The sequence below is a fragment of the Niallia sp. Sow4_A1 genome (assembly GCF_052116745.1).
Taxonomy (GTDB): Bacteria; Bacillota; Bacilli; order Bacillales; family Cytobacillaceae; genus Niallia; species Niallia hominis.
This window is the reverse complement of record NZ_JBQKKM010000013.1, coordinates 54,753-66,294: the sequence shown is the minus strand read 5'-3', so window position 1 is coordinate 66,294 and position 11,542 is coordinate 54,753. Positions and strand designations below refer to the sequence as shown.

Here is an 11,542-nt window from a genome sequence, read left to right as displayed (position 1 = left end):
TTATAAATATTAAATAGGAAAGAAAATGAGATTTCTATCATCGTTGGGTAGATGAGGAGGATTTACCAGTATGATAAATGCTAAGACGAATCGATTATCTGAAGAAGAAATAAAAGCCATATTGAGAGCAGCGGATATGATCATTGACAGTGGAGGAAGAACGCTTCTTGCGAAAATTTTAAAGGGCTCACGGGAAAAGAAGGTATTACAACTGGAGCTGGATAAGTGTCCGGCTTATGGTTATTTTAAAAAAGAGAAACTAGAAGAGATTATGAAGAAAATTGATTGGATGATTGATTATGATTTTCTAGATATTCAGTATTCTGGAAAACTCCCGATGATTATTTTTACAGAGCGAGGATGGGACCTTGAATCTGATCAATATACGGATGAGCTGTTAAATGAGTGGAAGGAATGGATCAAGCAAGGGAAGCAAGATCCAGATATGAGCTATTTAAAGGATCGAAACAGAAGCATGATTCTCTTGCTACTAGAGAAAGTGAGAGAATCTGGGGATCAATCATTTATCCCTTATTTAGAATTATGGGAGAAAGTGGATTATAAAAAAGTAAAAGAAGAGATTCGCACAACGATAAATGCATTAACCAGTGATGAGCCGATTGATAGCTCGATTGCAAAGGAAAGAAAGGAATATATCAAAAAAGCACTAAAAGGTGTGGAGCCGCAAGATATTCTTTTAAAATGCTGGGAATGTGGAGACCGGTTTACTTTTACATTAGGAGAGCAGCAGTTTTATAAGATGAAGGGGTTATCTTATCCTAAGCGGTGTAAAGAGTGTCGCTAATAGGTGACAGGCACCATAAAAAGACAGTTTTTAGATTTTGTCCATATCAGAAGGACAAAACTTATGATTGGATGGCGATAGCTGGTATCATGAGAGTTTCCAAACTTTTGGGAGCTCTTTTTTTGCTTTTGGACTTCTATAGAAGCTGGAATACTGATGAAAACAACTTAGGTATTAGCCTAAGATTAATAGTTAATAGACATTTTTAAGCAAATTGGGCAAGAGAACTAAACCAACTATTAAATCAAACATAATTATCTATGGAATTACTTATAGCTAAGTAAGACAATACCTTCTCTCATCTCCATACCAGATGAGGTTATTTCGTATGATGTACTTCGAAAATAAATATCAGAATAAAAAAAATATTGTCATATATTCTGACAACAATATAGATTTCCAAAAAAGTTAGTAGTATCATTCATGTATGTTATTTAATTTTGAAACATCGTTCCGTTCAGTGAAACGACTGGCGGTAGAAAGACATAAAAGATAATTTTGGGGAGAGGAGAAGGGAAGTAGTTAGTGGTTCTTTGATAGAAAGATAGAACTTTTTTTCATTATTTTTGGTAAGGGGAGGATTTTTTCAGTGAATATGAAAGTACATGAAACTTCAGAGGTACCGGAGAAGAAGATAACGGGTTATCAGTGGAAAACACTATGGTCTTCAACGATTGGGTATGCCATGGATGGATTGGATATGATGATTTTGGCATATACGTTGCCGCTTATTATAGCTTTTTTTGGCATTAATCAAGCACAGGCGGGAAGTCTTTCTACAATTACTTTGCTTGGGGCTGTAATTGGCGGAATTGTGTTTGGAGTAATGGCCGATAAATTTGGGCGAGTACGTGTATTTACTTGGACTATTTTAATTTTTTCTGTTTTTACAGGTTTGTGTGCTTTAGCTCCTAATTTAGAAACATTTGCTATCTTCCGCTTTTTAGCTGGTTTAGGGCTTGGGGGAGAATTTGGAATTGGGATGACGCTTGTCAGTGAGACTTGGCCGAAAAAGTATCGATCTCGTGCTACATCTGTTGTAGCGGTCGGCTTTCAAATAGGAATTGTTCTTGCTACTTTAACAGTATTATTTGTTGCACCGAAATTTGGATGGCACGGTGTATTCCTTGCAGGGGTTGTACCAGCTATTTTTGCATTTTGGTCCCGCAAAAATTTAAAGGAACCTGAGATTTGGACAAAGCTAAAAGAAGAAAATAAAAATAAGATAGCAATTGGACAATTATTTGCTTCTAAGGACACAACGAAGATAACAATTGGCTTAATCATTGCTACAAGCGTTCAAAATTTCGGCTTTTATGGCATTATGACTTGGATGCCCACAATGCTTGCTTCAGAACTAGGCTATGATTTTAATAAAACAACGTTATGGACAGTAACGACGATTATCGGCATGATTTTAGGGATTTTAATCTTTGGTTATTTGGCAGATAAAATTGGACGCAGACCATCTTATATTACCTTCTTGATTGCAGCAGCAATTATTGTTTGGGTTTATTTCCAAGTGACATCTACGGTAGCTTTATTGCTTCTTGGCGGAGTATTAGGATTCTTTGTAAATGGGATGATGGGTGGCTATGGAGCACTTCTAGCGGAACATTATAATACAGAAGTTCGTTCCACTGCGGAAAATATAATTTTTAATGTAGGACGAGCGATTGCTGGATTTGCGCCATTTATTATTGGCTATATCTCTCTTAATCATTCTTTAAGCTATGCACTTAGCTTACTATCAGGTGTTTATATTTTATCTGCATTAGCGTTTATCTTTTTAATTCCTGAATCGAAGGATAAAGAGATTGTTTAACAATTAAGGTTAAATACAGTTTCACTATATCTATATTTTAAAAGAGAGGGGTGTTTAAATGACACCTTCTCTTATTCTAAAAAAATGGAACAATGTTCCGCTTAGAGAAACTCATTTTCAAAGGAGAGAAAAGGCTTGGAATGGTTAAATCGATTTACACTTGTAATGGACTGCATCTCTTCTAATGCTAATATGGGGATGGGAGTCAGCGAACTTGCGCGAGAGACTAATTTAAGTAAGGGTACCATTCATCGAATGCTCACAAGTATGTGTGAACAACAGCTTGTTATTCAGGATAAAACCACTAAACAATATTATTTAGGACCGAAAACGATGCTGTGGGGAAGTCAGTTTTTAAGATTGCAGGATCCGATTAAACTATTGGGACGATATGGGGAAAAATTATCTAATGAAACGAACCTCTATACATTCATTTGTCGCTATCATGGCGGTGATGTCTACTGTGTTTATACCCATCAGCCATCCGATTTGCGCAACAAGTATTTTGTCCATGTGGGACAAAGGATGCCGATACATAGTGCAGCGGCAGCAAAGGTAATTGTAGCATACCAAGAGGAAGCGATGGTTGAGAAAATTGTGCAAGAGACACCATTTGAAGCTACCACGCCTTACACCAAAACGAATCCTCTTGATATAAAAAAGGAATTAAAAGAAATTTATCATTCTCAGCTTGCTTTTTGCATCGAAGAATTGGAAATAGGGGTATCTGCTATTTCCTCGCCAATATTTTATGACGACAAAAAAACAAATGTCAGCATCAGCATTGTTGGAGAAAGTGATTATATAATGAGGCAGCAAGAAACATTAGTGAAGCAAATAAACGAAGTGGCCAAAGAGGCAAGTGAACATATGAAATCTATGCATCTATTAAGTTCTATTCGCTTATAAAGAGAAGGGCGGAGCTCCATGGCCCATAATCAAGGAGATAGAAAGATGGATCGAAAAAGAAGATACGAAGAGCTTTTGAATAATATGAATCAATATAATTCAGGAAGTGAAGGAATTACAAGAGTTGCCTTTACGAATGAGGAGCAGGCATGCAGTCATGCTTTTATGCGTTTATGCAAAAATGAGGGACTAGAAATTAGGATGGACTATTGCGGCAATATTATTGCCAGACGAGAAGGAAAGAAGAATCTGCCGCCAGTGGTGATAGGGTCCCATCTCGATACCGTTTATCAAGGCGGTAAGTACGATGGCGTGGTAGGAGTTACAGCAGGATTAGAAGTGATAAAGCGCCTAAATGAACAAAATCTGGAAACGGAACATCCGATTGAAATTATTTCATTCGCTTGTGAAGAATCGTCTAGGTTCGGTGTATCTACGGTTGGAAGCAAGGCAATGGTAGGAACGCTACAAAAAGAGAAATATCAACACCTCAAGGATAAGGATGGAATTACCTTTGAAAAAGCTCTTTCACTTTGTGCCTTGCGATTTGATCAATTAGATTTGGCCAGCAGAGAGACAGAACGATTTCAGGCTTTCTTTGAATTACATATTGAGCAAGGTCCGATTCTGATGAATACCAATAAGAAAATTGGGATTGTAACAGGAATTGCCGCACCTGTTCGTTTGATTATTGAAGTAAAAGGTGCTGCTTCCCACTCTGGTACAACACCTATGAATATGCGTAAGGATGCATTACTTGGGGCAAGTGAATTAGCACTCGCGTTAGAAGAAGCAGCGAAAAAGGAACAGCATAACGGAACCGTCGCCACAATAGGAGTACTTTCGATTCCAATGGGAGCGATGAATGTCGTACCAGGTACAGTAGAAATGAAAGTAGATATTCGCTCCACTTCGATTGCCTCAAGAAATAAGGTACTTGACGTCCTTTATAAAAAAATGGAGGACATACAGGAAAGACGAGGATTGGAGATATTTTCACAGGAGATAAGTAAAGAAGAGCCAGTACAGTTATCAAAAGAACTTTCACTCGAAGTTGAAAAAATTTGTCTGGAAAAAAATCTTCCTTATCAATGGATGCAAAGTGGAGCTGGGCATGACGCCATGAATATGACTTCTTTAGGACCAGTGGGATTAATCTTTATTCCATCTTTAAATGGAATTAGTCATCATCCAGATGAGCATACCGATTTAGACGATATATTAATCGGAATTGATGTTCTAGAGGCAGCCGTATTACAGCAGGCAAGAGGGATATAAAAAGAAAGGGGAGAAAAAGGATGGCAGTGAAGACAGAAATTTTATTCAATAAGCAAATAAGCAAGCGCTATTTTCATCTAAAAGTAAAAGTCCCCAATAAACAGCTATTCCCAGTTCAAGCAGGTCAATTTTTCCATATTAAATGCAGTGATGGTTCAAAACCTTTGCTGCGCAGACCACTCAGTATATTTCGCATAAATGAAGCGGAAAGTACGCTGGAGTTTCTTTATCTAGTAAAAGGTGTCGGGACAATGGCATTAGCAGAGCGAAAGAAAGAAGAGAGGCTAGATATATTAGGTCCGTTAGGCAAGGGGTTTAGCGTAGCGGAAGGAAGCGAAAATATTCTTGTTGTTGCTAGAGGTGTTGGAATTGCCACCCTTTCTGCCCTTGCTTTTAAGATGAAAAGGATGAATATTTCGTGTTTTGCCATTGTTAGTGCTAGAACAAAAGAGGACTATTTAATGGAAGCAGAGTTAAAGGCAGCTGGTGTGGAAGCGGTTTTTGTAAATGATGAGGACGGAACGAGTGATCCTCATCATGTAAAATTTTTAGCAGAAACGCTAGTAAGCGAAAAAAAGATAGATGGGATCTATACATGTGGGTCAAGAAGGCTATCAATATTAATGAAGGAATTAGCTTGTGAACATCAGCTGTTTGCGGAAATTGCCTTGGAAGAAAATATGGGGTGTGGGATTGGCTCTTGCTATGGATGTGTTTGTCAGATAGAAGAAGAGGAGAGCATAAGGCCTGTTCGAATTTGCATGGAAGGACCAGTCTTCCCATTAGAAAAGGTGGTTTTTGCATGAGTGGATTGGAAGTATCATTAGGCAAGCTACATTTGAAAAATCCTATTATGCCAGCATCTGGAACATTTGCGGAACAAATGACGAATTATATCGATATAAATGAGATCGGGGCTGTTATTCCAAAAAGCATTACGAAGAATCGCCGCACAGGCAACCCAACTCCGCGTATTTGTGAAACAAAGGCAGGTGGAATGATTAATTCGATTGGGATTCAAAGTGAGGGATTAACGTATTTTAAGGAAAAGACAATCCCCTTTTATGCCAATTTTTCCACCCCATTTATTCCTAGTGTTTCAGCAGATAGTATCGAAGAATTTGTGGAGGTTTGTGAAGAGCTTGGTGCTATAGATGAGGTGGACGCCATTGAATTAAATATTTCCTGTCCGAATTTGAAAAATAATGGTCTGGCTTTTGGCATGGATCCATCCATCTCGCATGAATTAGTAAGCCAGGTTCGAAAGGCGACAAATAAACCGCTTATTCCGAAGCTGTCTCCTAATGTAACGAGTATTGTGGAGATTGCGAAAGCATGTGAAGCATCCGGCGCCGATATTTTAACGGTTTCCAATACTTTTTTGGCTATGTCTATTGATGTTCATACAAGAAAACCGAAGATCAGCAATGTGATGGGCGGCTATTCCGGCCCAGCCATTTTGCCACTTGTTGTCCGAATGGTTTACCAAGTATACCAAGCAACTTCTCTCCCCATTATAGGATGCGGTGGTGTCATGAATGGAGAAGATGCTATCGAGTTAATGCTCGCAGGTGCGTCCGCTGTACAAATTGGGACGGCATCCTTCATTGATCCAGAAGCAATGATAACAATACGAGACGAAATCGAAGCGTATATGAAGGTACATGGAATAAAGGATATACAAGAAATCATTGGTGGAGTGGTGGTTCGGTAGTCGTTGGGATGGGAGATTGGCAGAAAAGAATGTGGTTTTGGCTGATAAAAGGAGAGGTTGGCTGATATCCTCACCGTATTGGTTGATATATAAATTTTTCGTATAAAAAAAGGAGTGGAGAGTATGTTGTGGGATCATGTTATTAAAAACGGCTATTTATATACCGGAAATGGGTTTGAAAAAGGGCATCTCTATATAAAAGATGGAAAGATTGCGGCCATCTCCAAAGAGGAGTTAGCGGGAGAAGCTTTGGAAGCAACAGATGGAGAAGGCTTATATGTTTGCCCTGGCTTTATGGATACCCATATTCATTCAAGGGATCCAGGTCCAACGTATAAAGAGGATTTTTATTATAGCACCCAAGCAGCAGCGGCTGGCGGTATCACGACTGTTTTTGAAATGCCGAACACCAATCCTCCTATTAATAATGTTGGGAATTTTGAAAAGCAAAAGGAAAACCTTTCGGCAAAAGCACATGTGGATTTCGCGATATGGGGAATTTGCTTAGGGGATGTCAATCGAGAAGATATTGTTCCGCTTCATCATGCAGGGGTTATTGGCTTTAAGTTTTTCTGGGGATATGCCATTAATAAAGAGACTTATCAGTTGATGTATAACTACAAGGATGGAGATGAAGGGGTCATTCCACCGCTTTCAGATGGAGAGGTCTATAGTATTTTCCGAGAAGTGCAAAAAACAGGGCAAATTCTAGCTATTCATGCGGAAAATAATCAAATAATCCAACGGCTAACAGAGGAAGTAGAAGCTTCTGGGAAAAGAGATTACGAAGCGCTTCTCCAAGGACGACCGAACTTAGCGGAGGAAATGACGATTCAATCTGGTATTGCCTTGGCGAAAAATCTCGGAACTAGACTGCATATTCTTCATGTAAGTACAGGAGAAGGTGTGAAGTTAATAAGGCAAGCCCAAGCAGATGGCTATACAAATATTACATCTGAAACATGTCCACACTATCTCTTTTTATCCAATGAGGATTATGAAAGAGTTGGCCCGCAGATGAAGGTATATCCGCCTATTAAATATAAAAAGGATCAGGAGGAGCTTTGGAGGGGGATTCGAGATGGCACGGTAACAGTAGTTTGCTCCGACCATGCTCCCCATACAGAGGAAGAAAAGGATGGTAGCTTGTGGGATATCCCAGCTGGAATGTGCGGTGTTGAAACACTGGCACCACTACTCTTAAACGCAGTGAGTGAAGAGAAAATCTCTTTAGTCGATGCCTGTAAACTCCTTTCTGAAAATCCAGCAAAACAATATGGAATCTATCCACAAAAAGGATCCTTACAAGTAGGAACCGATGCAGATATCACCATAGTGGATATGAATAAAAAACACTCCATAACAAGAGAACAGCTCCACAGCAAAAGCAAAGTAACCGCATATGACCAAACACCAATTACAGGAATGCCAGTCGCCACCATTGTCCGTGGAACAAAAGTAATGGAAAACGGCCAAATCATAAGCAAACCAATCGGAAGAATCGTGGTTCCAGGAGGGAATGAGAGAGACGGTTCTCCTTTCCAGCTTAAGAGCATAGGTGATTTGTGATAGCTGGCTTCCATTCAAGATAAGGACAGTTTCTGGTTTAGTAGATAAAATATCTGTTACAAAAACAGAAGGAGAGAGGATAAATGAATAAAAAAGAAAAGCTAGATTCTTTTATAAAACTATACCACCTAATCAACTTTTACTACGAAAACCGCGACCGCCCAGCAGATAAGGAATTCGATTTCTTTGAAGAAGTAAAAACCAACTGCGAAATACTAGAGATTGATTATGATTTGTTTATTCAAGAATTACGGTTGCAGCGGTTGTGAGGAGGAAAGCGGGGGAAAGATTCTCCCGCTTTCTTTTTTAATTAATTGTATAGAAGAGTAGGGTAAACTAGCTTCAATTAAGAAGCTTTCAATCATTCTCATAATAATTTTTGATGGATACGTACTGAGCTCTAAGTAATATATTGGTAAAAAGATTTGAAGATTTGTTTATAGTTCTGCCTGATAACCGATAACAAGAATAGGTGGTGAGAAAAAATGGATATTGCAGCATTATCAATAGGAATGAATCAAGCACGCTTATCTCAAAATGTCGGCATAGCTTTAACAAAAAAGGCAATGAATACAGCTGAGCAGAATAGTGATCAATTACTAAAAATGCTAGAAGCTCCTCATCCCACACTAGGTAAATCAGTTGATATGTCGGTTTGATTGGTATTGTAATCATCTATTAGCTGGAACTTTCAAAAGCTAAAAAGTGGTAAGATTCAGCAAGAGGGACTAGGGAAATGGGCCATTTTCTTGGTTCCTTTTTTCTTTGTAAGTTCATTATATATAGGAAGTCATCTAATACTTAACAATTTTTTACAAGACTAGTGTATATAGAAAACGTATCAGAAACCACCATGTTGGAAATGAATAAATACACATAGTGTATATATTTATCGAAAAAAGGCTAAATATCATCGCCTAAATAAAGAGTATTTCTAACTAAGAACATGAAATAGAAGATACTTATACACTGATTTGAGAGACTTGTTTCAGCGAATATCTTAGTGGGATTCATTTTTGAGTTTTTTCACTAAAAGATCCGTTAATTAGCATTCTGTTAATATTATCGTTTGGGATTCCTGATTCAATATAACTCCTTATCAACTTCCATCCATAAGAACGATTATTTTTAAAGGTTTGGAAAAATAAATTTGCAGTATCTAAACTCTTACCCTGAATAATCATAGTTGCAGATATTATCACCATTGTTTCATCAGCATTTAATGGGATAGTAGAGAGCACATTTAGTTTCCATTCTGCATTATTTTCTTTAACAAAATTAAATCCTTGTTCCCACCCACGCACGGCTTCTTTCATTCCAAAATCAGCTATCTCACCCTTTGTGATTTCTCTACCTTTGTAATCTTTTGATATTAAATTTCTTAATTCAATCAAAGAGGAAGAATTCCAAACTCTTAAATAAGTATCAAGAAATTCTCTAAATGAATTATCCATATAATAGCCTCCTGTTCTTGTACTGGTATATTCATCTCACTGCTTATTAGTTGAACAAATATTATGATAATTTTACCACTAAAAGTAATACTTTGCCTTTTTGAGCCTGTAGTTTAATAAAATAATTCTGGGACAAGGGGTCAGGTACCTTGTCCCATGATAGATTGCCCTTAGCCAATACTTGGTTGCGGCTTTTTTATGTTTGCTGTGTTTAGTTGATGAAAGGCAATTTAGATGAGATTATATATAATATAGAGATAAACAAGATTTCGTGCAATCTATTATTAGAAAAGGAAAGGAATAATCATGGATAAATCAAAAGAGAGGGAAGAAATGTCCTTATCGTTAAAAGATAAAGTGAAGAAAATTCTACGAGACGAAATTATTATTAATAAGCTAAAACCAGGAGATCGTGTGGTAGAGACGGAGGTCGCTAAACGGCTTGGCATTAGCCAAGTTCCTGTTCGAGAAGCGCTTAGAGGCTTGGAAGAAGAAGGGCTTATCCGCACAGTAAAGTATAAGGGGGCATTTGTAACAGAAATAAATAAGACAGAAATGTACCATATTTTTTCCTTGCGTGCATCGATTGAGACAAATGCAATCGAAATAATTACTCCTTATCTAACAAATAAAAAACTTGGTGAGCTATATGATATTGTTGAACAGATGAAAAATGAAAAACCTGACTATTTGCTGCAATCTAAATTAGATATGGAATTTCACCGGACTATTATCTCTTGGTCAGGAATAGAAACATACAATCGAATATGGTCTATGCTCAATAGTCATATTCAGCGCTATATTACCGTTCTAAATCCTGAAATCAAAATAATGCCAGAAGAAGTGCATACATACCATTTAAAGCTAGTAGAAGTCTTAAAGGAAAAGGATATTCAAAAATCAAAGGAAGTATTTTGGGAACATATTATGAAAATGGTTCTATAAGTCTTTTTGCTCCATAACATAAGATTAAGTGTTGGGATTATATATAAAAATTAAAATTATATATATTTAATCTCGACACGTCTTTAAAAATTATATATAATATTATTAATTATATATAAAGTGAAAAGGAGGGATAGAAAATTAAATGATCTTTTTGCCAACAAAATGATAGCGGTTTCTATAAGGGTGTTTATAATCTGCTACATGAATTCAAGAATGAAGGAGGATATGATTAAATGTTTCGTTTAGAAGGAAAAGTTGCTGCTGTAACAGGTGCGACAAGAGGAATTGGAAAACAAATGGCAATCGCGTTGGCAGAGGCTGGAGCAACGATTGCGTTGCTGCAGAGGAATACAGCAGATATTACAGTTCAAAAAGAGATAGAAGCAATTGGTCAAAAGGCGATTATTGTTGCCTGTAATTTAGAGAATCAAACACAAGTAAAAGAGGCGATACCAACAGTAGTGGAGCAATTAGGCAGCATTGATATCCTTGTTAATAATGCTGGTATCCAACGTCGTTCTCCTTCTTTGACTTTTTCTGAAGAGGACTGGGATGATGTTATAAATATTAATTTGAAGACAGTTTGGCTTTTATGCCAGGAAGCAGGGAAGTATATGGTTCCCCAAAAGAAAGGAAAAATTATTAATATGGCATCTCTTTTGTCTTTCCAAGGGGGATTGACTGTACCTGCCTATGCTGCTGCTAAAGGAGGAGTTGCCCAGCTTACAAAGGCGTTAGCGAATGAGTGGGCAAAGGAAAATGTCAATGTAAATGCGATTGTGCCTGGATATATTGCTACAGATATGAATGAAGCATTAATGTCAGATGAAACACGCAATAGACAAATTCTTGAACGTATTCCTGCCGGTCGATGGGGCACAGCCGAAGATTTCAGTGGAGTCGTAGTTTTTTTAGCATCAGATGCTTCTAACTATATTCATGGACATTTATTGGCAGTGGATGGTGGCTGGTTAGGCCGCTAAATCTAGGAAAGGTTGATTTGCATACGAAAAATTTTTATAGTTTGCAAGGGAAGTAAA

At 37.6% G+C, this 11,542-nt stretch carries 12 protein-coding genes; 11 read left to right on the top strand and 1 reads right to left on the bottom strand.

What is annotated here, in order from left to right:
• Positions 1-70: 70 nt before the first annotated feature.
• From ACTQ5K_RS09470 to ACTQ5K_RS09430, 9 genes are all read left to right on the top strand, one after another.
• Complete coding sequence (locus tag ACTQ5K_RS09470) at positions 71-805, top strand: RQC-minor-1 family DNA-binding protein (protein ID WP_284561600.1); 735 nt, start codon at positions 71-73, stop codon at positions 803-805.
• 595 nt (positions 806-1,400) lie between these two features.
• A complete protein-coding gene (locus tag ACTQ5K_RS09465; protein ID WP_349205247.1) occupies positions 1,401-2,630 on the top strand; it encodes an MFS transporter in 1,230 nt (409 codons plus the stop codon).
• Positions 2,631-2,765: 135 nt separating this feature from the next.
• On the top strand, positions 2,766-3,539 hold the full coding sequence (locus tag ACTQ5K_RS09460; RefSeq protein WP_441993835.1) for an IclR family transcriptional regulator: 774 nt from the start codon (positions 2,766-2,768) through the stop codon (positions 3,537-3,539).
• 18 nt (positions 3,540-3,557) lie between these two features.
• Positions 3,558-4,817 carry a M20 family metallo-hydrolase gene (locus tag ACTQ5K_RS09455; protein WP_235251935.1) on the top strand — a complete coding sequence of 420 codons (1,260 nt, stop codon included), beginning with the start codon at positions 3,558-3,560 and terminating at the stop codon, positions 4,815-4,817.
• Positions 4,818-4,837: 20 nt separating this feature from the next.
• On the top strand, positions 4,838-5,623 hold the full coding sequence (locus tag ACTQ5K_RS09450) for a dihydroorotate dehydrogenase electron transfer subunit (protein WP_284561602.1): 786 nt from the start codon (positions 4,838-4,840) through the stop codon (positions 5,621-5,623).
• Positions 5,620-6,531, top strand: coding sequence for a dihydroorotate dehydrogenase (locus ACTQ5K_RS09445; protein ID WP_441993834.1), 912 nt, complete (start codon positions 5,620-5,622; stop codon positions 6,529-6,531). Before ACTQ5K_RS09450 ends, ACTQ5K_RS09445 begins: the two co-directional genes overlap by 4 nt.
• Before the next feature lie 123 nt (positions 6,532-6,654).
• Positions 6,655-8,100, top strand: coding sequence for a dihydroorotase (locus ACTQ5K_RS09440; RefSeq protein WP_441993833.1), 1,446 nt, complete (start codon positions 6,655-6,657; stop codon positions 8,098-8,100).
• Positions 8,101-8,183: 83 nt separating this feature from the next.
• Entirely contained in the window at positions 8,184-8,369 is a 186-nt protein-coding gene (locus ACTQ5K_RS09435; RefSeq protein WP_235251931.1) for a hypothetical protein, read from the top strand.
• A 216-nt stretch (positions 8,370-8,585) separates the two neighbouring features.
• Complete coding sequence (locus ACTQ5K_RS09430) at positions 8,586-8,759, top strand: YjfB family protein (RefSeq protein ID WP_235251930.1); 174 nt, start codon at positions 8,586-8,588, stop codon at positions 8,757-8,759.
• 351 nt (positions 8,760-9,110) lie between these two features.
• On the opposite strand, the gene ACTQ5K_RS09425 is transcribed toward ACTQ5K_RS09430, so the two are convergent.
• A complete protein-coding gene (locus tag ACTQ5K_RS09425) occupies positions 9,111-9,554 on the bottom strand; it encodes a flavoprotein (protein ID WP_235251929.1) in 444 nt (147 codons plus the stop codon).
• Between the two features lie 306 nt (positions 9,555-9,860).
• Between ACTQ5K_RS09425 and ACTQ5K_RS09420 the strand changes: the two genes are divergently transcribed.
• Positions 9,861-10,499, top strand: a complete 639-nt coding sequence (locus ACTQ5K_RS09420; protein WP_235251928.1) for a GntR family transcriptional regulator — start codon at positions 9,861-9,863, stop codon at positions 10,497-10,499.
• Positions 10,500-10,735: 236 nt separating this feature from the next.
• Positions 10,736-11,485, top strand: coding sequence for a glucose 1-dehydrogenase (locus ACTQ5K_RS09415; protein ID WP_235251927.1), 750 nt, complete (start codon positions 10,736-10,738; stop codon positions 11,483-11,485).
• Positions 11,486-11,542 lie beyond the last annotated feature (57 nt).